Consider the following 21,843-nt stretch of genomic DNA (forward strand, 5'->3'; position numbering starts at 1 on the left):
GAGCACCACCATGCTTTCACCGCTCGTCCTGAAGGCGGCCGAGGAGAACGCCCTGCGGCCGCGCCACGATCCCTCGGTCGCCGCCCGGTTGGCCGCGTCGGCCGCCGCGACCACCGGCGCGGCCCTGCGCACCGACGACCTGGCGCAGTGGCTCGAAGAGCGCCGCCGGGCACACCGGTTCCGGGTGGACCGGATCGTGTTCGACGCACTCGACGGCTGGTCGTTCGAAGAGCCGACAGGGAACCTGGTGCACCGCAGCGGCCGGTTCTTCTCCATCGGGGGCCTGCACGTCGTGACCGGGGAAGGCCCCTACCGCGAGTGGCACCAGCCGATCATCAGCCAGCCCGAAGTCGGCATCCTGGGCCTCCTGGTGAAGGAGTTCGACGGAGTCCTGCACTTTCTGATGCAGGCCAAGATGGAGCCGGGCAACCGCAACCTGCTCCAGCTCTCGCCCACCGTCCAGGCGACCCGCAGCAACTACACCAAGGTCCACCGGGGCGCGGACGTGAAGTACATCGAGTACTTCACCGGCCCGGGCCGAGGCCAGGTGATCACCGACGTGCTGCAGTCCGAGCACGGCTCCTGGTTCTTCCGCAAGAGCAACCGCAACATGATCGTGGAGGCCGTCGGGGACGTGCCGCTCCACGACGACTTCTGCTGGCTGACCCTCGGCCAGATCGGGGAACTGCTGCACGAGGACAATGTCGTCAACATGGACGCGCGCACCGTGCTGGCGTGCGCACCGCTCGCCGACGGCGGACAGGGCGCCCTGCTCTCCGACGTCGAGCTGCTGTCCTGGTTCACCGCGGAGCGGTCACGGCACGACGTACACGCCGAGCGCGTACCGCTCGCCGGGCTGCCCGGCTGGGTCCGCGGCGAGTCGGCCGTCAGGCACGAGGAGGGCCGGTACTTCGACGTCGTGGCGGTGTCGGTCCAGGCCGGCAACCGCGAGGTCAGCGGCTGGACCCAGCCGCTGTTCGAGCCCCGGGGCACGGGCGTGGCGGCCTTTCTGACCCGGCGTATCGGGGGCGTGCGCCACGTGCTGGCCCACGCCCGTGTCGAAGGCGGCTTCCTCGACACGGTCGAGCTGGGCCCCACCGTCCAGTACACCCCGGACAACCACGCCCACCTGACCGGCGAGGACCGCCCGCCCTTCCTCGATGCGGTGCTCGCGGCCGACCGGTCCCGCATCCTCTACGAGGCCGTGCATTCGGAGGAAGGCGGCCGGTTCCTGAACGCGGAGAGCCGCTACCTCCTGGTCGAGGCCGACGAGGCGCAGGCCCCGCTCGACCCGCCGCCCGGTTTCCAGTGGGTGACCCCCGACCAGCTCGGAGCGCTCGTCCAGCACGGCCACTACGTCAACGTCCAGGCCCGTACGCTGCTGGCCTGCCTCACCGCGGCGGGAGCCCGCGCATGATGGCTGCGGTACGGATCGGCGTACTGGGCTGCGCGGACATAGCCCGACGTCGAATGCTGCCCGCGATGGCGGCGGAGAGCGGGGTGGAGATCGCCGCGGTCGCCAGCCGCGACGCGGCCAGGGCCCGGGACCTGGCCGGGCAGTACGGCGCCCGGCCGCACCACGGCTACGGCTCCCTCCTGGAACGGGACGACGTGGACGCCGTGTACATCCCGCTGCCGGCGGCGCTGCACGCGCGGTGGACGGAGGCGGCGCTGCGCGCCGGCAAGCACGTGCTGGCCGAGAAGCCGCTCACCACGTCCCCGGCCGACACCGAACGTCTGACGGCTCTCGCGGCGGACTCGGGGCTCGCGCTGATGGAGAACGTCATGTTCGTCCACCACGCCCAGCACACCGCCGTGCGCGAGCTGGTGGCCGACGGGGTGATCGGGGAGCCGCGCGCCTTTCACGCGGCATTCGCGATACCCCGGCTGCCCGACGGGGACATCCGCTACCGCCCCGAACTCGGCGGCGGCGCCCTGTGGGACGTCGGCGTGTACACCGTGCGGGCGGCCCTGCACTTCCTGGGCAACGACCTGGCCGTCGTCGGCGCCACCCTCGACGCCGTCGGCGGCAGCCCGGTCGACACGGCCGGCACGGCGCTGCTCCGAACGCCGGACGGGGTCGGGGCGCACCTCACGTTCGGGCTCGACCACGGGTACCGCAGCGCCTACGAGCTGTGGGGGAGCCTGGGCCGTATCACCGTCGAGCGCGCCTTCACACCGCCCGCCGACCACCGGCCCCGGATCCGCCTCGAAGGGCGTGACGGTGTCGAGGAGCTGACACTGCCCGCCGACGACCAGGTGGCGGCCACGGTACGCGCGTTCGCGTCCGCCGTACGGGACGCGGCGCCGCCGGATCCCGTGCTGCTGCGGCAGGCGAGCCTGCTGGACGAGCTGCGCTCCCGCGCGGCGCAGAGGTCGCCGTGACGGGCGGGGAGTCCGTGCCGGTCCGGGAGATCACACTTGCCGTGGACGGCATCCGGCTCTCGGGTCTGCTCGCGGAGCCACCGCACACGGACCCGAAGGCGGTGGTGGTCGCCGTGCACGGCGGTGGGATGCGGGCCGGCTACTTCGACAGCCGGGTCCGTCCCGGGCTCTCGCTGCTGACGCTGGGAGCCGAACTGGGCTACACCGTGCTGTCGTTGGACCGTCCGGGCTACGGTGCGTCGGCCGCCCGGCTGCCCGCCGGGCAGCGTCTCGTCGAGCAGGCCGCCACCCTGCACGGCGCGCTGGCCGACTTCGCACGCTGCCGCCCGGTCGGCGCGGGCTGCTTCCTGGTGGCCCACTCCAACGGAGGCAAACTCGCCCTGGCGGCCGCCGCCCACGAAGACGTCGGGGACACCCTGCTGGGGGTGGACATCTCGGGGCTCGGCCACCGGCTCGCCGTTGATCCGGAGCAGCTTCCCGGCAGGGACGGCACGGACGGCCGGGGCGCGTGGCAGCGGCACTGGGGGCCCCTGCGGCTGTACCCGCCCGGAGCCTTCCGGCGGGGACGTTCACTGGTGGCTCCGGTCCCGGAACGGGAAGCACAGGAGGGCCCGTTGTGGCCGGAGAGGTATCCGGGCATCGCCGCCCGGGTGCGTGTCCCGGTCCGGTTCACCTTCGCCGAGCACGAGCAGTGGTGGCGCCACGACGAGGAGTCCGTGGCCGACCTGGCGGGACATCTGCGCGGCGCGCTCCGGGTGGAGGTCGCCCGCCAGCCCCACGCCGGGCACAACATCAGCCTCGGCTGGGCGGCGCGCACGTACCACCTGCGGGCGCTCGCATTCCTGGAGGAGTGCCTGCTGGCGCGCGACACGGCCGTCCAGGGCGGCCCCGCGCGGCGGGCGGGCGGGTTCTTCCCGCCGGAACTCGACAGAGATACAGAGCACGGTGCGCTGATGGTCAACTCTCGGTGAACTGCTTTGCCCCGCGTCGCGCGGCCGAAGAAACTGTGAAGCAGTCTCCGCCGTAGTGACTTTCCGACCGGAGTACCGAATCACCACGACAGGGGAGACACCATGGAAAGGCTCACGGGTAAAACCGCGTTGGTCACGGGATCGAGCCGGGGTATCGGCCGGGCCGTCGCCGAGCGCCTCGGGCGGGACGGCGCTCTCGTCGCCGTGCATTACTCGACCGGGGCCGAGGCCGCGGAGGAAGTCGTCGCCACCATCGAGAAGGACGGCGGCCGCGCCTTCGCGGTGCGCGCCGAACTGGGGGTGCCCGGAGACGTCGACACGCTCTTCGACGGCCTGGGGGCCGGGCTGGAGGAGCGCACCGGGAGCACCTCGCTGGACATCCTGGTGAACAACGCCGGTGTGATGGCCATGGGACAGCCCGAGGACGTCACGCCCGAGATGTTCGACCGCATGATGGCGGTGAACGCCAAGGCCCCGTTCTTCATCGTGCAGCGCGCGCTGACGGTCGTCCCCGACGGCGGCCGCATCATCAACATCACCTCCGGGCTGACGCGGGTCGCCAGCCCCGACCAGGTGATGTACGGAATGACCAAGGGCGCTCTGGAACAGATCGCGCTGCACTTCTCCCGGCACCTGGGGCCCAGGCGGATCACCATCAACAGCGTGGCCCCGGGCAGCACGGACAACGGCGGCGAGCTGTTCCGGATCCCGGAGGTGCGGGAGGTGCTGTCGAAACTCAGCACCTTCGGAGAGATCGGCGAGCCCGCGGCCGTCGCGGACGTCGTGGCGTTCCTCGCCTCCGAGGACGCCCGCTGGATTACCGGCGCGTTCATCGACGCCAGCGGCGGCACGCTGCTCGGCTAGAACCCAGGGAAAGGCGGACAGCTGACATGTTCGGGGCGTTGACCGCGGTGTTGGTCAAATGTGACGACTTCGAGGCGATGAAGGCCTTCTACCGAGACGGTCTGAAGCTGGCGACGGTGAAGGAAGGGGAGAACTGGATCGTCCTGGACACCGGCGCGGGCGGCGAACTCGTGCTGGGCGGCGACACCGGGGGCGCCACCACCGCCATCGCGTTCACCGGGGCGGATCTGGAGTCGGCCCGTGAGGAGCTGCGCGAGGCCGGCCCGTCGGAAGTCGAGCGCCATTCCGACATGCACAGGTTCTTCGTGAAGGACCCGGACGGCAACACGGTCCTCATCATCGACTGATGAAGAATTCATTCAGAGACAACGGGGGTACGCGTGAAAATCCTCTTCATCGCCAGCGGAAGCCCTGCGACGGTATTCGCGCTCGCTCCGCTCGCCACGGCCGCGCGCAATGCAGGACACGACGTGTTCATGGGCGCCATCGATGACATGGTTCCGTACATAGCCTCGTCCGGCCTTCCGGCGCTCTCGCTCGCGCCGTCCTCCATCCGCAGGTTCAGCACGATGGACCGAGCCGGCAATCCGCTCAGGATGCCCGAGACCCCGGAGGAGGAACTGGACTTCGCCGGACGCTGGTTCGGGCGGATCGCCGCCGGCAGCATGGAGGCGCTGCGGAACCTCACCGGGGCCTGGCGCCCGGACGTGGTCGTCGGCGGCTCGATGTCGTTCGCCGCCGCCCTGATCGCCGCCGAACTCGGAGTGCCCTATGTCCGGCAGGCCTGGGACACCGGCGATGCGTGGCGCACGGACCCGGCGGCCGGCGAGGAGCTGCGGCCGGAGTTGGCGGAGCTGGGGCTCGACGCCCTCCCGGAGCCGGATCTCTTCATCGATATCTGCCCGCCGAGCCTGCGGCCCGCGGACGCCCCCGAAGCCCAGATGATGCGCTGGATCCCGGCCAACGGGCAGCGTGAGCTGGAGCCTTGGATGTACACGAAGGGCGACCGCCCGCGGGTGTGCGTCACGTCCGGCAGCCGCCTGGTGTTCGCCAGGAAGACGGGGTTCCTGCGCGGCCTGGTGGCGGACATGGCAGCGCTGAACGTGGAGACGGTCATCGCCACGCTCGACGAGGTCGCGGACGAGCTGCGCGCCGAGCTGCCCGAGGCCCGGGTCGGCTGGGTGCCGCTCGACGTCGTCGTCCCCACGTGCGACCTGGTGGTCCACCACGCGGGCGGGGTCACCGCGCTCACCGCCATGAACGCCGGCGTGCCGCAGCTGATCGTGCCGCAGGGCGGCAACTTCGTGGAGGCGGGGCAGCGGATCAGCGACTTCGGCGCCGCCCGCACGCTCACCCCCGAGGAGAACGACCCCCAGGGCGTGGAGAAGGCCTGCCGGGAGCTGCTCACCAACCCCTCGTACGCCGAGCGGGCGCGGGTGCTGGCCGACGAGATCGCCGCCCTGCCCCTGCCCGCCCAGGTGGTGGGCGTCCTGGAACGTCTCGCGGCGCCCGGCACGGACAACCGACCCGACACAGAAACCGGGAGTACCTCATGAGCGAGTCCGCAGCGATCCGTGTGGTGATGGCCAAGCCCGAGGCCGGCGGGAAGGGCACGCCCGCCCCAGCCAAGCTCGTCGACGCCTTCCGCGAGGCGGGCCTCGACACCGTCCAGGCGGGCGACGAGCAGACGCCCGGCGCTCTCGCCGACGCCGTCGTGCGGGAGGGGGCCGACGCGATCTGCGTCACCAGCCTGCTGGGAGCGCACGAGGAGGTGTTCGGCGGGCTGCTGGACGAGCTGCGCGAGCGGGGAGCCGGCCACGTCGTCGTGTTCGGCGGCGGCATCATCCCCACCACCGACATCGAGGTGCTCAAGGAACGCGGCGTCGCGGAGGTCTTCACGATGGGCACCTCGCCGACGGCCGTCGCCGAGTGGCTGCACGAGCACGTACGGCAGTCCTCGGGCGTCTGACACCGCGACCGGGACCGCCGGTCGCGGGGCCGGCCCGGCAGCCGGGAGACCGGCCGGCCCCTCACCCACCACCCCATCTCAGCAGGAGACGACCGTGCGCGTCCTCATGATCAACACGCCCGTATCGACCCATCTCACTCCGTTGGTGCCGCTGGCCTGGGCGCTGCGCTCGGCCGGCCACGAGGTGCTGGTCGCCGGCCGCGAGGACGTGCTGGGCGCGGCGGCCTCGGCGGGCCTGAACGCCCTGGGCATCGGGGGCCGGCTCACCCTGGACGACATGCTGATCGAGCGGGTGGCGGGCAAGCGCCCCGCGGAGGCCTGGGGCCGGCCGGCCCTGGAGCAGCTCTCCAACGTCGGAACGCTCTGGATGCGCCCGACCTTGGACGTGCTGCCGGAGTACCTCGCGCTCGCCGGCGACTTCCGTCCCGACCTCGTCCTGTCGGATCCGCTCGAATACGTCTCCTTCATCGTCGGGGAGACGCTCGGCGTCCCCGTCGTCCAGCAGCGCTGGGGCGTCGACCCCATCTCGGACCAGACCCGGGCCACCGGCCGGACCTGGTTCAAGGACGCCCTGGCGGACCTCGGCCTCCTCGACCTGCCCCGTCCGGCCCTGTTGCTCGATCCGTGCCCGCCCAGCCTCCAGCTGCCCGGGGTGACCCGGGGCGCCCCGATGCGCTACGTGCCGTTCAACGGCAACGGGCAGCTGCCCCGATGGCTGCGGGAGGACCACCGGACCCCGCGCCCGGGCCGCCGGGTCGCGGTCTCCCTGGGCGGGCGCACCCTGGCCTACAACGGGGTCCCGCTGATGCGGAACATCCTGGACGGCCTCGGCGGGCTCCCGGACACCGAGGTGATCGCGACGGTCGAGGAGGAGTACCGGGAGGCGCTCGGCCGGGTCCCCGGCAACGTACGGCTCGTGGATCCCGTCCCGTTGCACCTGCTGCTGGACTCCTGCGATGCCGTCGTCCACCACGGCGGCTCGGGCACGGCGATGACCGCGAGCGCCTTCGGGCTGCCCCAACTGGTCCTGCCGCAGATGGCCGACCAGTTCTGGCACGGCGACGGCCTGGAGCGCGTGGGAGCCGGCATCACCATCGAGGACGCCGCCCAGCAGGACGACACGGCGCGGGTGCGGGCCGCAGTGGCCGCACTGCTGGACGAACCGGCCTACGCGAAGGCGGCGGAACAGCTGCGTGCCGAGATGGCAGCCATGCCCGCACCGTCCCGAGTCGTCGCGGATCTGGAGCAACTCGCTGCTGGATAACAGCAGTTAACCTAGAGTCGCTTCGGGGCTTGATCATCCCGATCGTCCCTCACCGGCATCGGGACCAGCGGTGCCGGCACGAGCACATCGATCCCGCACCCGCGCGCACCAGGCTGCGCAGCCGAGAAGGAGCAAGCATGTCCCAGGACCCCTCCCCGGGCGGAACGGTCGTCGGAGCTCCGCCGACGCGCCACCTGTACGCCGTGATGGTCGCGGCCGTGGTCGCGATGTTACTCGCGGCGCTGGACAACCTGATCCTGAGCACCGCCATGCCCACCATCATCGCCGATCTGGGTGGGCTGGAGCACCTCTCGTGGGTGGCCTCGGCCTACATGCTGGCCACCGCCGCCTCGACGCCGATCTGGGGCAAGCTCGGCGACATGTACGGCCGCAAGGGCGTCTTCCTCACCTCGATCGGCGTCTTCCTGATCGGCTCCGTGGTGGCCGGGCTGTCCCAGTCCATGGGCCAGCTCATCGGCTTCCGGGTCCTCCAGGGCCTTGGAGCGGGCGGTCTGATGGTCGGCGCGCTGTCGATCATCGGCGAGCTCGTCCCACCCCGCGAGCGGGGCAAGTTCCAGGCCATGGCCTCCGCGGTCGTCGGCGTGGCGATGGTCGCCGGCCCGATCGCCGGCGGCTTCCTCACCGACCATTTCGGCTGGCGCTACTCCTTCTACATCAACGTGCCGCTCGGCCTGGTCGCCTTCGTCATCATCGCGGTGGCGCTGCGTCTGCCCAAGAAGCGTTCCGAAGCCCGCATCGACTACCTGGGCGCGGTCCTGCTGACCGCCGTCATCACGTCGCTGATGCTGCTCACCACCTGGGGCGGCAGCCGTTACGACTGGTTCTCCCCGGTGGTCATCGGCCTGGCCGTGGTGGCCGTGGCGGGGGCCTTCGCCCTGCTGGCCGTGGAGCGCCGGGCCGCCGCGCCGGTGCTGCCCCTCACCGTCTTCCGCAGCTCCAACTTCACCTGGGCCAACGTGGTGGCCCTGCTCTTCGGCTTCGTGATGGTCGCCGCCATGACCTTTCTGCCGATCTACCAGCAGACCGTGCAGGGCGCCTCCGCCACCAACGCCGGCCTGCTGCTGCTGCCCCTGCTCCTGTCCATGGTGGGCGTCAACACCTTCGCGGGCCCGCTCATCGCCAAGCAGGGCACCTTCAAGAGGTACGCGGTCCTCGGCGGCGCGCTTCTCTCCGTCGGCGTCTTCCTCCTGTCCCAGATGGACACCGGGACCAGCCGGCTGACGACCGGTGTCTACATGGCGGTGTTCGGCGCGGGCCTGGGTCTGCTGATGCAGATCACCCTGTCCGTCGCGATGGAGAGCGTCGAGATGAGGAACCTCGGCGTGGCCTCGTCCACGGTCACGCTCAGCAGGACCATCGGCGGCGCCTTCGGCGTGTCCTTCGCCGGCATCTTCTTCGCCGACCAGGTGGAGGGCGCCGTGACCGGCGAGGGCGGTGCCGAGGCGGGCGGCGAGTCACGGCTGAGCGCGGAGAGCCTGATGAACCTCTCCGAGCCGGTGCGCGAGGCGTACAAGCAGGCCGTGGCCGACGGAACGCACTGGGCCTTCCTGTGCGCCACGGTGATCGGCATCGCCGCCTTCATCGGAGCCTGGTTCATCAAGGACCGCCCCCAGCCCGCCGTCGAGGCCGCGCCCCCCGCGGGGGCCGTACCGGCTGAGGACCGCTCGGGAGCGGCCGGCTGAACGAACCACCGACCATGTCCCACGACGACCAGGAAACGGGGCCACAGCGCCGTGCAGGTGACGGAAACCAAGGTGCCGGGTTCGTACGTCTTCACTCCTCGGCAGATCACCGATGTCCGTGGTGGCTTCTTCGAGTCACTCCGCACCGACGAGCTGGAACGCGTCGTGGGACATCCGTTCGAAGTGCGTCAGATCAACTACTCGGTGTCGCGCCGCAACACCCTGCGGGGCATCCACAGCGTCACCAGCCCGCCGGGCCAGGCGAAGTACGTCTCCTGTGTGCGAGGCGCGTTCCGTGACTTCGTGGTCGACCTGCGGGTGGGCTCGCCGACCTTCGGCCAGTACGACAGCAACGTCCTCGACGCCGAGTCGGGACGAGCCGTCTACGTCCCGGAGGGCGTGGGCCACGGGTTCCTCACGCTCACGGACGACGCCTGCATCTGCTACGTACTGTCGAGCACCTACGTCCCCGGCACTCAGATCGACATCGACCCACTCGATCCCGACCTCGCCCTGCCGTGGGGCTTCACGGAGCCGCCGCTGATGTCGGACAAGGACCGGGACGCGCCCTCGCTGGCGGCCACCCTCGCCTCCGGAGTCCTGGCTCCGTGCGCCGCCTGACCGGCACCCGGGTGGTGGTCCTGGGCGGCAGCGGCTTCCTCGGCCGGCACCTGCGCACCGCCTACCGGTCCGCGGGTGCCGACGTCGTCGGAGTCTCCAGGACCGCAGGCCCGGCCCACGGGGGTACGGGGGAGCGTTCCCTCGCGTTCGACCTGGCCGAGGCCGGGCGGACAGAACTCCTCGACCTGCTCTCCGGCCTCCGGCCTGACGTGATCGTCAATGCCGCGGGCGCCGTCTGGCAGGTGACGGAGGAGGAGATGCGGCGCGCGAACGACGAACTCGTGGCCGCTCTGACGGCCGCGGTGGCGGAGCTGCCCGGCCGGCCCCGGCTGATCCAGCTGGGCAGCGTCCACGAGTACGGGGCCGGTGACCCGGACACCGGCATCACCGAGGAACGCGAACCCGCCCCGGTCAACGCCTACGGCAGGTCGAAGCTCCGCGCGACGCGGCACGTCCTCGACGCGGCCGAGGCCGGCGAGCTCGACGGCGTCGTCCTGCGGATGGCCAACATCATCGGGCCCGGCTCCCCCGCCGGCAGCCTCCTCGGCGGCGTCGCCGCGCACCTGCAACGGTTCGCCCGGGACAGCGGGTCCACCGACGCCGAGCTGGTGCTGGGTCCCCTGCGGGCCGAGCGTGACTTCGTGGACGTACGCGACGTCGTCGACGCCGTGCTCGCCGTCGGCAGCGCGCCCGCCTCCGGGGTGTCGGGCCGTGTCGTCAACGTCGGCAGTGGACAGGCAGTCCGGTCGGGGCGGGTCGTCGAGCGGCTGATCGAGCTCAGCGGACTGCCGGTCAGGCTGGTGGAACGGTCCGCCGACCCGAACCGATCGGACCTCGACTGCCTGTGGCTCGACATCTCCCGCGCGCGCCGCCTGCTCGGCTGGGAGCCGCGCAGGGATCTCGACGCCTCACTCGCGGGACTCCTGGCGGCCGTCTGAGCGGTGGCCGCCGACAAGCGTCCGGTACCCGCCTCACGACCACCATCGGAGAATCCTCATGCGTGTTCTGTTCGCTGTCTTTCCCGCGGTCGCCCATGTGCACCCGATCGTTCCCCTCGCCTGGGCTCTGCAGAACGCGGGCCACGAGGTACGGGTCGCGATCCACCCGGACGCGGTGGACCTGGTCACTGACGCCGGCCTCGCGGCCGTACCGCTCGGCGACCGCCGTCGGCTTGCCGGAGTGGTCGAGTTCAACTCGAACCAGGACCAGCTCGACACGCTGGACGACTCACTGTCCCTGGACACCGCGGACGCCTCCGGCTGGGAGGCCCAGTGGGAGATGATGCGCAACGTCCTGTCCGTCTACACCCCGGTCCTGCCCGACCTGGTCGCGTTCACCGAACTCTGGCGGCCGGACCTGGTGCTCTGGGACCCCTTCTGCGTCCCGGCCGCCGTGGCGGCGCGCGTCAGCGGTGCCGCACAGGCCCGGGTCCTGTGGGGCCGGGACAACATCGGCTGGCTGCGCGAGCGGTCCCGGGAGCAGTTGGCGGCGCGGGGCGCGGCCCCGCACGAGGACCCGGTACTGAGCCTGATGGACGGCATGCTGGCCCCGTACGGCCTTGAGTACGAGGAGGAGCTGCTTCTCGGGCAGTGGACCATCGACCCGATGCCGCAGGGTATGCGGCTGCCCGTCGACCAGCGGTACGTGTCGATGCGCCGGGTGCCGTACAACGGCACGGCCGCTCTCGCCGACTGGGTCCACGAGCGGCCCGAGCGTCCGCGGGTCTGCCTGACGCTCGGTGTCGGAGGACGCGGCCGCCAGATCTTCCGGCAGAGCGGCGTTTCCTTCGCCGAGGTGGTCGAGGCCGTGTCCGGCCTGGACGTGGAACTGGTGGCCACCGTGGAGGCCGATCACCGGAACTCCCTGGCCGCGGTTCCGGACAACGTCCGGCTGGTCGACTACGTCCCCCTCACCCACCTGCTGCCGACCTGCTCGGCGATCATCCACCACGGTGGCGGCGGTACCTTCGCCGCCTCGGTGGCCCATCGCGTGCCGCAGCTCGTCACTCCCATGCCGTTCTGGGGCGAGACCGCCACCGCGCAGCACGTCGCCGACGCCGGTGCCGGACTGCGGCTCGACAGCGCCCGGTTCACGCCTGACGCACTGCGCAAGGGCCTGACCCGGCTGCTTGAGGACCCGTCCTTCCAGGAGGGCGCCGCCGCGCTGCACCGGGAGATGCAGGAGGCCCCCTCGCCCGCCGACCTGCTGCCGGTGCTGCAGGAACTGACTGCCCGTCACCGCCGCTGAGGACTCGTAGGACCGGAAGGAAGGACCGTCATGCCAGCACAGTCCCCACGCCTCGCGGTGATGGTGGCGAGCGCCCGCCCCGGCGGGGCCGGCCAGACCGTGGCGAAGTGGTTCCTCGGTCAGGCCGAGGAGCACGGGTACTCCGACGTCGACGTGATCAGCCTGGCCGAAGCCGCGCTGCCCGTGGTCACGGGCGGTCCCGCCGATGACCCGTGGCCTCCGGCCGTGGCGGACCTGGGGCGCCGCGTCGACGCCGCCGAGGGCTTCGTGGTGGTCACACCCGAGCACAACCACAGCTTTCCCGCGCTGCTGAAGAATGCCGTCGACTGGTACCGGCGTGAGTGGTACGCGAAACCGGTCGCCTTCGTGTCCTACGGAGGGATCTCCGGCGGCCTGCGCGCGGTCGAGCAACTACGCCTGGTTTTCGCGGAGTTGCACGCTCCCACGATGCGCGACTCCGTCAGCTTCCACCGTGTGTGGGAGCAGTTCGACGAGGCCGGCAGGCCCGGCGATCCGGTGGGGTGCGGCCACGCGGCCAAGACCATGCTCGACCAGCTGGACTGGTGGACGCGCTCGCTCACCGAGGCCCGGGCCAAGCGGCCGTACACATCATGACCGACAGGGGAACGGTGGAAGCAGTGGTGTCACGACAGGAGCCCAGCACGCTGATGAGCGCGGCCGAGGAGGTCGCGGCTCTGGCCGGAGGCTACGCCGACGCGGCGGACGAGACGCGTCGGCTGGAGCCGGACGTGGTCAAGGCGGTGCTCGCCGCCGGTTTCGCCCGGCACTTCGTCCCCGCCGCGTACGGCGGAAGCGCGGGGACCTTCGGTGACCTGACCCGGGCCCTGGCGACCGTGGGTGCGGAGTGCGCCGCGACGTCCTGGAGTGCCTCGATCGTGGCGGGAGTGGGCCGGATGGCGGGCTACCTCCCCGCGGAGGGGTGTGCCGAGGTCTGGCAGGACGGCCCCGACACCGTGGTCGTCGGCTCGCTCGCCCCGCTCGGCCGGGCCAAGTCGGTACCGGGAGGGTTTCGGCTCACCGGCACATGGCCCTCCATCAGCGTGGTCGACTTCTCGGACTGGGCTCTGGTGCGGGCCGTGTTCGCCACCGGTGAGCACCGGGCGCCCAGGGTCTTCGTGATCCCGCGCGCCGCCTACACGGTGCGGGACACCTGGACCAACATCGGCATGCGTGCGACCGGAAGCCACACGCTCGTCGTCGACGACGTCTTCGTTCCCGAGGCGCGGACCTTCGACGGCGGGGACCTGTTCGAGGGCCGGCCCCAGCACTCGACGGAGGCGTGCCACGCCCTGCCGCTGCCGGCCGCCAACGGACTGTCCTTCGCCCCGCCGACGCTGGGCGCCGCGCGCGGGGCGCTCGCGCACTGGACGGACTACGCCACCGCGAAGTTTCGCAGTGCGCCCGAGGCGGCGGGAGGGCCGGGACTGACCCGCGGCCACTACGCTGCCGCGCTGGCCCGCTCGGCGGGCGAGATCGACGCCGCGCAACTGCTGATCGAGCGGGCCTCCGAGGTCGCCGACCGGGGCGCCGAGATAACGCCGCTGGAGGTGGTCCGCAACGGGCGCGACTGCTCGCTGGCCGTCGAACTGCTGGTGACGGCGGTGAACCGGGTCTTCGGCGCCGCGGGCACCAGCGGCCACTCCGTCACCAGTCCGCTCCAGCGGTACTGGCGCGACGTGAACGCCGCGTCGACGCACGTCGGGCTCCAGTTCGAGCCCGCCGCCCACGCGTACATGACGCGGGTGGCCTGCGCGGCGACCGCGTAGGCCCGGGCCGGGAGCGGCCCGGCCACCCATTGATTCGCGGGCGACGCCCAGGTCACGCACCTGGGCGTCGCCCGCGTTGTTTCACGCATCACCCAGCTACCAGGAACCGCCGGTTCCGTTCTCAGTTAGGAACAGTTCACGTGAGTCTGTCCAGGACACTGATCAACCGCCGCCACCGTGCGGCCACCTCCGCCGCCATGGCGGCGATGCTGTTGGGCACCGCTGTCACGGCGGGCGGCACCGCCACCGCGGCGGAGAGCGCGGGGGGTGGGCAGCGCGGGGACAATCTCGTCCTCCAGTGGAACCAGGTGACGTACGACGCCATGGTGAAGAAAGCCGCGCAGACCAACGGCCTCAAGCGCCCGCCGCTCGGCAGCCGGGTGCTCGGCATCGTCCACACCTGCATATACGACGCATGGGCCGCGTACGACAACCGGGCGGTCGGGACCCAACTGGGCGACGACCTGCGACAGCCGTACTACAAGCGCACCGAAGCCAACCGGAAGATCGCCGTCAACTACGCGGCCTACGACGCTCTGAGCTACGTGCTCCCCGAGTTCAAGGCCGACTTCGACGCCAAGCTGACAGCCCTCGGCGGAGACCCGGCCAACACCTCGCGGAACACCAGGACCGCTGCCGGGGTGGCGCACACGGCCTGCGACGCGGTGATCGACGAACGCAGGACGGACGGCTCCAACCAGGAGAACGAGTACGCCGACACGACGGGTTACGTCCCGTTCAACCCGGTCCAGGACGTGAACGTGCTGGACAAGTCGACCGTCCTGGACCCGATGCGCTGGACTCCGCTCAGTATCAACGGGTTCGTACCGCCGTTCGCCACTCCCCAGTGGGGTGACGTCAAGCCGTTCGCGATCAAGGACCCGGCGGACTTCATGCCGCCCCCGCCGCCCGCCTACGGGAGCAAGAAGCTCAAGGCGGACATCAAGACGCTGATGGACCACAACGTCAATCTCACCGATCGCAAGAAGGTGATCTCGGAGTACTGGCTCGAGAACAGTGAGACGCCCGCCGGCCACCAGAACCAGTGGGCCCAGTACATCTCCCGCCGGGACCGAAACACGCTGGGCGAGGACGTGAAGATGTTCTTCACGCTCAACCTGGCCATGGCCGACGCCGGTATCGTGGCCTGGAAGAGCAAGGTGCACTACGACTACGCACGCCCCGCGACGGTGATCCGCTACGACCAGTCGGGCCGACAGGTGCCCGGCTACGGCGGTCGCGGCGAGGGCACGAAGATGATGGCCGGCGAGAAGTGGTTCCCGTACGTCACGACGCCCCCGTTCGCCTCGTACGTCTCGGGGCACGCCGTGTGGGGTGCTACCGCGGCCGAGTCGCTGAAGCTGTGGACCGGTAGTGACAGGTTCGGTGACTCCTACACCGCCAAGGCCGGTTCGTCCATCTACGAGCCGGGCCTGAGCCCGACCTCGGACGTGACGCTCAAGTGGGAGACCCTGAGCGAGGCCGCGGAGGAGGACGGCCTCTCCCGCGTCTACGGGGGCGGCCACTGGACGTTCGACATCGACGAGGGCCAGAAGGTCGGCCGGAAGGTGGCCAAGGCCACCTTTGTCGCGGCCAGGAACTACATCAACGGCACCGCCTGAGGCCAGGCGTCCGCCGGTCTCGTCGGGTGGCGGAGCCCTTCGCGCAAGGCCTTCTGGCGGGTGGTTCCGCAATCGCTACGGGGGCCGACAGCAGCGCTCTCTCCGTAGACTTGAGCCTGACCCCGCCAACTCCCCTAGTTTGGAGACCTCATGACCGACACCGCACGTTCCACCCGAACTTCGGGGGGGCGCACCGGCGCCGCGATCGCCCTCGCCGTTGTGGTGGCAACCGCGGCAGCCGGCATCGGTAACACCGTCGTCTCGTTAATCGCCCGCGCGGCCGGTGTCTCGGACGACTTCCCGCCGCTGTGGCCGAGCGCCTACCTGCCCTCCACCCTGATCGGGGTCCTGGCCGGCGCTGTCGGCTGGCACATCGTGCGCCGCAGAGCCGGTGACCCGGCTGCCGTCCTCCGGTGGCTCGTGCCCACGGTGGTGGCCGTGTCCCTGATCCCGGACATCGCGACGGGCATCACGGGCAACCAGCCTGCCACCAGCTGGGGCGGCGTCGCCGCCCTCATGAGCATGCACCTGGTGGTCGCGGCGGTCGCCGTGCCCGTGTACCGGCGCTTCCTGCCCTTGAACGCCTGAGCCGAGCCCGGTGCGGCCCCAGAGGCCGCACCGGGTGGAGCTGTGTCGGACCCGCGCTGCGCAACGGCGCCTGCGGCTTCCCGCTGAAGCACTCGGCACCACGCGGACCGAGGCCGGGATCCGCAGGAAGCGAGAGCCCCCGGGCCTCCTATCCTGGGCGGGCGCGAACGGCTTCGGCCCGACGCGAACGACCGTAGGGGCAAAGGCCATCGGGGGATCGGTTCAGCATGGGCAAGGGCAAGGACAGCCAGGGGTACCCGGCGATGGAGGGCATACGGCCGCTCGTGACCGGTGACCCGGCGCGGATCGGGCCCTATCGGCTACTGGGACGGCTCGGTGCGGGCGGGATGGGCCGGGTGTACCTGGCCCGTTCGGCGGGCGGGCGCACCGTCGCCGTGAAGGTGGTGCACGAGGAGCACATCGCGAACGGGGAGTTCCGGGCCCGCTTCCGTCGGGAGATCGAGGCCGCCCGCCGCGTCGGCGGGCGGTACACCGCTCCCGTGCTCGACGCCGACGCCGACGCCGAACGGCCCTGGGTGGCCACCGGCTACGTCCCCGGCCCCTCCCTCGAACAGGCCGTACGGGAGCACGGGCCGCTGCCCGCCGCCTCGGTCAACGCCCTGGCCGAGGGGCTGTTGAGGGCCCTGCGCGGCATTCACGCCGCCGGGATCGTCCACCGGGACCTCAAGCCGTCCAACGTCCTGCTCACCGTCGACGGCCCCCGCGTCATCGACTTCGGCATCGCCCGCGCGCTCCAGGTCTCCGTGGAGTCCCTGCTGACCAGTACGGGCATGGTCATCGGCTCTCCCGGGTTCATGGCGCCCGAACAGATCCTCGGCGAGGAGACCGGAGCGGGGGCGGACGTCTTCTCCCTCGGCTGTGTCCTGATGTACGCGGCCACGGGGCGGCTGCCGTTCGGCGCCGGTGCGAGCAACCAGCACGCGGTGATGTTCCGGATCGTCCAGTCCCCGCCGGACCTCGACGCGGTGGAGGACGCCTCCCTGCGCGAGCTGATCGAACGCTGCCTGACCAAAGCCGCCGCCGAACGCCCGGGAGTGGACGAGCTGTTGGGGTGCCTGGCGCCTGACCGGTCCTCGGACGCCTTGCGTGGTGCCTGGCTGCCGCCGGTGCTCCTGGCCCGGCTGGCGCAGCAGTCGGCGCTGCTGCTCGACGCGGATGTTCCGGAGACCTCGGACGTACCGGCGCCTGTGCGGGCGGGGGGCGCCGAGGAGCCTGCTTCTTCGGTTGTTCCTGAGGCTCCCGTTGTTCCTGAGGCTCCCGTGCCCGAGCCGCGTGACCTCGGTACGGTCGATCTGAGGCCGGCACCGGCGAAGGACGACGAGGCGGGCAGCCTGTCACCGGACCCGGCCCCGGACCCGGACCCGGACTCTTCCCCGGCATCGGCATCGGCATCGGGCCCGGCCCCGGCCTTGTCCCCTGGTCCCGAGCCGGCTGGTGCCGCCGGTGCCGGGGACCGGCCAGGGAGTGGGCGTCGGCGTCGTGCCTGGGTCGTCGCGGCCGTCGTCGTCGCCGTGCTGGCTGCCGGGGGCACCACCGCCTTCCTCAACCGCGGCCCCGGTGGCGCCGACCCCGGGGGCGGAGAGGCTGCCGCGCCGCCCGCCGCCAGTGACGGACCGTCCGGCGCCCCGTCCTCCCCGGCCGGGGAGGACGACTCCAAGGGCAGCGAGAAGGACAAGGGCAAGGACAAGGACAACGGCAAGGAAGACGGGAAGGACAAGGAAGGTACAGAAGAGGAGCAGGGCGGAGAGGACGGCGGCGACTCCGGCGGCGGGCAGAGCGACGGGGCCGGTTCCGGCGAGGGCGCGTCCTCGGGCGGAGGCGAGGGGGCCGGAGCTTCCGGCGGAGGCGGCACACAGGACGGGTCCGGCTCGTCCGGTTCGGGGGGCTCCGGCGGTGCCGCGAAGCCGCCCGCCCAGGACCCCGCCCCGGACGGCCGGGTGCCGCAGCAGTTCGTCGGGACCTGGTCCATCGCGTCCCAGTACGACGCCCTCCAGCCGCACACCGTGGTCATCCGGCGGGTGTCGCCCGGGCAGTCGGCGGTGACCCTCATCGCCGACGTCCAGGGGTCGGGGCACTGCGAGTACACGGCGAAGCTCAGCTCCGTGGCGGACGGCGGGAACCGGATCAACGTCGGTACCGCCGTGGTGGACAAGGCCCGTTCCGGCGGGGTGTGCCGCGACACCGACCCCTCGTTCTTCACCGTCGCCGGCTCCGGCATCCTGCACGACGTCGGGCCCGCCCACGGCAGCGGCTATCGCTACAACCGCGCCTGAGCGGGCCCGTCACTCCGGAATCGACGGTCCGGAACCGGCCGACGTCCGACGCCCGTCAGTCCGGCGCCTCGCCCGGGTACGCGTTCTCGAACGCCGCGTGGAACAGCGCCGTGACGTCCTGGCCCGTGAGGCCCTCGGCGCGGGCCCGGGTCAGCCAGTCGGTGAGGGCGGTGCGGAGCGGGGAGTCGGGGCCGGACTGGGGCTGGGCGAGGGTGCGGGTGATGAACGTGCCCGCTCCCTGGCGTACCTCCGCGAGGCCCATGCGTTCCAGCTCGCGGTAGGCCTTGAGGGTCGTGTTGGGGTTGACCTTCGTGGTCGCGGCGACCTGGGCCGCCGTGGGCAGTCGGTCGCCCTCCTCCAGCGCGCCCATGCGCAGCGCCTGCTCGACCTGCCGGACGATCTGGAGATAGGTCGCCACCCCACTGCGCCGGTCGATGCGGAAAACGACCACGGACTTCACCTTCCGCTCGATTGCCGACACTTTACGTAGGGGAGGGGGCGGTCGGTCACAGCGGGCGGCGCGAGGTCCACCAGAGGGTGAACGCCGTGAGCAGGGCCGTCCCGGCGAGCAGGATGCCTGCCGCGAGCCACTGCATTCCCGCCATCTGGTCGTAACCGATGTACTCGATCACGTCGTTGACGATGCCGTGCTCCTTGATGCACGCGTTCTGCGCCTTCTCGGTCGCCTCGGCGCAGCGACCCCAGTTGTACAGGGTGCCGTCGGCGCTGCCCACCCAACGGTCCACCTCGTACGCGTCGTGGAAGCGGGCCGGGAGTTCGGTGTCCTTCGGGTACGTGAACATCTGCGGCGAGCCGAGCCGTACGCGGATCTCGTCCCAGACGAACACGGTGGTGACCGAGGTGAAGAGGAACGTGCCCACCATGGCCGGGAGCATCCGGCGGACCAGGGCGCCGATGGTGACGCCGGCCGCGGTGAGGAAGAGAAGGAAGGCGGGGAGGACAGGGCCGGTGTTGTCGAAGGTGACGCCGTCGATCCACGCGCTGGGGAAGAGCGAGCGGTGCGGCTTCCACCACCAGGTGAACAGTGCCGAGACCACCAGGCCGGAGACCAGCGCGAGGCCGTAGGCCAGGCCCAGCTTGGCGATCAGCCACTGGCGGCGGGTCACGGACTGGGTGGTGACGAGCTGTGCGGTGCCGTTCTCCTGGTCGCCCGCGATCAGCGGGGCGCCGACGAAGACGGCGAGGATCAGCGGCAGGCCGTTGATGATGCTGGTGATGTATTCGTAGCCGCGGTTGTTCTCCATCGGCCGGCCGGGGTCCTTCTCCGGCCAGCCCTTGGCGTCGAGCAGCTGCACCAGCTCGTGGCGCTCCCAGAGGATCCAGAGGGCGGTGAGCGCCGTGAGGCCGAGGACGCAGGCCAGCGCGACCCGGTGCTGGCGGACGACGAGCCAGGGGAGGCCGCGCAACAGGCGGCGTCCGGAGCCGAGTTCGGAGGGCTTCCCGGGCATTCCGGGCTTCTCGGTGAGGGTGGTGCTGCTCATGCGGCCTGGGTCCCTTCGGCTTCGACGCGGGCGCCCTGGGTGTAGAGCGGGGGCGCGTCCGAGGAGCGGAGATGGGCGAGGAGGACTTCTTCCAGCGAGGGTTCGGCCCTCTCCCAGTCGGCCGGGAACGGGCCCCTCGGCCGGACCATCGCCTGGAACTGCCGGCCCTGCACGCGGGATTCCACGACCGTGTGGCCGGCGAGTTCTGGCGGCAGCGAACCGTCCCGGGACACCCCGGTGACCAGGGTGTGGGCCGGTACGAGCGCGTCGGCGTCACCGGCCATGCGGATACGGCCCTCGGAGACGACCAGCAGGTAGTCGCACATGTCCTCCAGCTCGGTAAGCATGTGCGAGGACATCACCACCGTGGTGCCGCGCTCGACGGCCTCCGCCATCAGCAGGGTGCTCATCTCGTCCCGGGCCAGCGGGTCGAGGTCCGACATCGGCTCGTCCAGGAGCAGCAGATCGGGCCGCTTGCCGAAGGCGAGCGCGAAGGCGACCCGGGTGCGCTGGCCGCCGGAGAGCGTGCCGACCTTCGCGCCCATCGGGACGTTGCCCGCGCGGACGATCCGCTCCGCCGCGGCCGCGTCCCAGCCGGGGTTCAGCTCGGCGCCCATCCGCAGCGTCTCGGCCACGGTGAACCGCTTGAACAGCGGCTTGTCCTGGCCGAGGAACGCGACCTGGGGCAGTACGGCGGGGTCGTCGACCGGTACGCCGAAGACGCGCAGGTCGCCGGCGGTCGGCTGCACCTGCCGGGTCGCCAGCCCGAGCAGGGTGCTCTTGCCGGCTCCGTTCGGGCCGACCAGACCGCAGATGCGGCCGGCCGGGATCCGGAAGGAGCAGTCGCGCAGCGCCCAGCCGCGCCGGTAGCGCTTGCCCAGCCCGCGGGCCTCCAGTGCCCAGTTGCCGGACGTCGCGTTCGGGGTGCTCGTGTCTGCCACGCGCCTCACCTCGGTTCCGTGATCCGTGATCGTGATTCCATGAATCAATTAATGGAATCATGGAGTCGTGAGGGAATGACTGTCAAGCCGGGGTGGTGGGGTGTGCGCGCCGCCACGGTGCCGGGCCGGCACGCTCGTGCTCCCTCCGCCCAGGGCATAGGCTCGCCCCATGGGCAGTCACCCGGAACGTCTTCCGAACCCGACCACCCCGGCCGGCCGCGAGGGGCTCGACGCCGTACTCGCCCGGCCGGACCGCGCGGTCGTCGCCCTCGACTTCGACGGCACGCTCGCCGACATCGTCCCGGACCCCGAACAGGCCCGCCCCCACCCCGGCACCGTCGAGGCGCTCGCCGCGCTCGCGCCGAAGGTCGCCGCGGTCGCCGTGATCACCGGCCGCCCCGCGGGCGTCGCCGTGCGCTACGGCGGCTTCGCGGGCGTCCCCGGTCTGGAGCGCCTCGTCGTGCTCGGGCATTACGGGGCCGAACGCTGGGACGCCGTGACCGGTACGGTCCACGCCCCCGCCCCGCATCCGGGCGTCACGGCGGTACGTGCCGAACTCCCCGGCGTACTCCACGAGTTCGGGGCCTGGAACGGCACCTGGATCGAGGAGAAGGGGCAGGCCGTCGCCGTCCACACCCGGCGGGCCAAGGATCCGCAGGCGGCCTTCGAGTCGCTGCGCGGGCCCCTCGGTGAGCTGGCGGCGAAACACGGGCTGATCGTCGAACCGGGGCGGCTGGTACTGGAGTTGCGTCCGCCCGGCATGGACAAGGGCGTCGCGCTCGCCGGGTTCATCGCGGAGCTGGACGCGGAGTCCGTGATCTACGCGGGCGACGACCTCGGCGACCTCGCCGCGTTCGCCGCGGTGGAGAAGCTGCGCGGCGAGGGCCCGGACGGCATCCCCGGTCTGCTGGTGTGCAGCGGCAGCGCCGAGGTGCCCGAACTGGCCGAGCGCGCCGACCTGTCGGTGCCGGGCCCGGCCGCGGTGGTGGACTTCCTGGCGGCCCTGGCGGACCGCCTGTAGGTCACCATCGAAGTGGCGGCCCCGGCGGACCGCCTGTAGGTCACCACCGGGGTGGCGGACCGCC

21 protein-coding genes are annotated in these 21,843 nt (G+C 71.6%); 18 read left to right on the forward strand and 3 right to left on the reverse strand.

Annotated features, from left to right (window positions below):
• Window positions 1-10 precede the first annotated feature (10 nt).
• From D3105_RS03510 to D3105_RS03590, 17 genes are all read left to right on the forward strand, one after another.
• A complete protein-coding gene (locus D3105_RS03510; RefSeq protein ID WP_118899874.1) occupies window positions 11-1,417 on the forward strand; it encodes an NDP-hexose 2,3-dehydratase family protein in 1,407 nt (468 codons plus the stop codon).
• On the forward strand, window positions 1,414-2,385 hold the full coding sequence (locus D3105_RS03515; RefSeq protein WP_206272638.1) for a Gfo/Idh/MocA family protein: 972 nt from the start codon (window positions 1,414-1,416) through the stop codon (window positions 2,383-2,385). The genes D3105_RS03510 and D3105_RS03515 overlap by 4 nt, the downstream gene beginning before the upstream one ends.
• Window positions 2,382-3,356 carry an alpha/beta hydrolase gene (locus tag D3105_RS03520; protein WP_206272640.1) on the forward strand — a complete coding sequence of 325 codons (975 nt, stop codon included), beginning with the start codon at window positions 2,382-2,384 and terminating at the stop codon, window positions 3,354-3,356. The genes D3105_RS03515 and D3105_RS03520 overlap by 4 nt, the downstream gene beginning before the upstream one ends.
• 102 nt (window positions 3,357-3,458) lie before the next feature.
• Entirely contained in the window at window positions 3,459-4,220 is a 762-nt protein-coding gene (locus D3105_RS03525; RefSeq protein ID WP_118899879.1) for an SDR family oxidoreductase, read from the forward strand.
• Between the two features lie 47 nt (window positions 4,221-4,267).
• Window positions 4,268-4,567, forward strand: a complete 300-nt coding sequence (locus D3105_RS03530) for a VOC family protein (RefSeq protein WP_338103965.1) — start codon at window positions 4,268-4,270, stop codon at window positions 4,565-4,567.
• 33 nt (window positions 4,568-4,600) lie between these two features.
• Window positions 4,601-5,776, forward strand: a complete 1,176-nt coding sequence (locus D3105_RS03535) for a nucleotide disphospho-sugar-binding domain-containing protein (RefSeq protein WP_118899883.1) — start codon at window positions 4,601-4,603, stop codon at window positions 5,774-5,776.
• Window positions 5,773-6,189, forward strand: a complete 417-nt coding sequence (locus tag D3105_RS03540) for a cobalamin B12-binding domain-containing protein (protein ID WP_118899885.1) — start codon at window positions 5,773-5,775, stop codon at window positions 6,187-6,189. The genes D3105_RS03535 and D3105_RS03540 overlap by 4 nt, the downstream gene beginning before the upstream one ends.
• A 94-nt stretch (window positions 6,190-6,283) precedes the next feature.
• On the forward strand, window positions 6,284-7,453 hold the full coding sequence (locus D3105_RS03545) for a nucleotide disphospho-sugar-binding domain-containing protein (protein WP_118899887.1): 1,170 nt from the start codon (window positions 6,284-6,286) through the stop codon (window positions 7,451-7,453).
• Window positions 7,454-7,590: 137 nt separating this feature from the next.
• Window positions 7,591-9,156 (forward strand): MDR family MFS transporter, encoded by a 1,566-nt coding sequence (locus D3105_RS03550; RefSeq protein ID WP_118899889.1) that lies wholly within the window; start codon window positions 7,591-7,593, stop codon window positions 9,154-9,156.
• A gap of 51 nt (window positions 9,157-9,207) precedes the next feature.
• Window positions 9,208-9,777 carry a dTDP-4-dehydrorhamnose 3,5-epimerase family protein gene (locus D3105_RS03555; RefSeq protein ID WP_118899892.1) on the forward strand — a complete coding sequence of 190 codons (570 nt, stop codon included), beginning with the start codon at window positions 9,208-9,210 and terminating at the stop codon, window positions 9,775-9,777.
• Entirely contained in the window at window positions 9,765-10,715 is a 951-nt protein-coding gene (locus D3105_RS03560) for an NAD-dependent epimerase/dehydratase family protein (RefSeq protein WP_118899894.1), read from the forward strand. Before D3105_RS03555 ends, D3105_RS03560 begins: the two co-directional genes overlap by 13 nt.
• 58 nt (window positions 10,716-10,773) lie before the next feature.
• Window positions 10,774-12,024, forward strand: a complete 1,251-nt coding sequence (locus D3105_RS03565; RefSeq protein WP_118899896.1) for an activator-dependent family glycosyltransferase — start codon at window positions 10,774-10,776, stop codon at window positions 12,022-12,024.
• 30 nt (window positions 12,025-12,054) lie between these two features.
• Window positions 12,055-12,639, forward strand: coding sequence for an NADPH-dependent FMN reductase (locus D3105_RS03570; protein WP_118899898.1), 585 nt, complete (start codon window positions 12,055-12,057; stop codon window positions 12,637-12,639).
• On the forward strand, window positions 12,636-13,811 hold the full coding sequence (locus tag D3105_RS03575; RefSeq protein ID WP_118899900.1) for an acyl-CoA dehydrogenase family protein: 1,176 nt from the start codon (window positions 12,636-12,638) through the stop codon (window positions 13,809-13,811). The genes D3105_RS03570 and D3105_RS03575 overlap by 4 nt, the downstream gene beginning before the upstream one ends.
• Before the next feature lie 140 nt (window positions 13,812-13,951).
• Window positions 13,952-15,433, forward strand: a complete 1,482-nt coding sequence (locus D3105_RS03580) for a vanadium-dependent haloperoxidase (RefSeq protein ID WP_118899902.1) — start codon at window positions 13,952-13,954, stop codon at window positions 15,431-15,433.
• Between the two features lie 150 nt (window positions 15,434-15,583).
• A complete protein-coding gene (locus tag D3105_RS03585; RefSeq protein ID WP_240646786.1) occupies window positions 15,584-16,021 on the forward strand; it encodes a DUF6069 family protein in 438 nt (145 codons plus the stop codon).
• A 227-nt stretch (window positions 16,022-16,248) separates the two neighbouring features.
• Window positions 16,249-18,315, forward strand: a complete 2,067-nt coding sequence (locus D3105_RS03590) for a serine/threonine-protein kinase (RefSeq protein WP_240646787.1) — start codon at window positions 16,249-16,251, stop codon at window positions 18,313-18,315.
• Window positions 18,316-18,370: 55 nt separating this feature from the next.
• Here D3105_RS03590 and D3105_RS03595 read toward each other — a convergent pair whose 3' ends face one another.
• The 3 genes from D3105_RS03595 to D3105_RS03605 are packed head-to-tail and all read right to left on the reverse strand — an operon-like array spanning window position 18,371 to window position 20,758.
• A complete protein-coding gene (locus D3105_RS03595; protein WP_118899904.1) occupies window positions 18,371-18,775 on the reverse strand; it encodes a GntR family transcriptional regulator in 405 nt (134 codons plus the stop codon).
• Window positions 18,776-18,821: 46 nt separating this feature from the next.
• Window positions 18,822-19,817, reverse strand: a complete 996-nt coding sequence (locus tag D3105_RS03600; protein ID WP_118899906.1) for an ABC transporter permease — start codon at window positions 19,815-19,817, stop codon at window positions 18,822-18,824.
• Window positions 19,814-20,758: an ABC transporter ATP-binding protein gene (locus tag D3105_RS03605; protein ID WP_118899908.1), complete on the reverse strand. Its 945-nt coding sequence runs from the start codon at window positions 20,756-20,758 to the stop codon at window positions 19,814-19,816. Before D3105_RS03605 ends, D3105_RS03600 begins: the two co-directional genes overlap by 4 nt.
• A 169-nt stretch (window positions 20,759-20,927) precedes the next feature.
• On the opposite strand from D3105_RS03605, the gene otsB reads away from it, so the two are divergent.
• Window positions 20,928-21,779 (forward strand): trehalose-phosphatase, encoded by an 852-nt coding sequence (gene otsB / locus D3105_RS03610; RefSeq protein WP_118899910.1) that lies wholly within the window; start codon window positions 20,928-20,930, stop codon window positions 21,777-21,779.
• The last annotated feature ends 64 nt before the right edge of the window (window positions 21,780-21,843 follow it).

It is taken from the genome of Streptomyces globisporus (genome assembly GCF_003501885.1).
Taxonomy (GTDB): domain Bacteria; phylum Actinomycetota; class Actinomycetes; order Streptomycetales; family Streptomycetaceae; genus Streptomyces; species Streptomyces globisporus_D.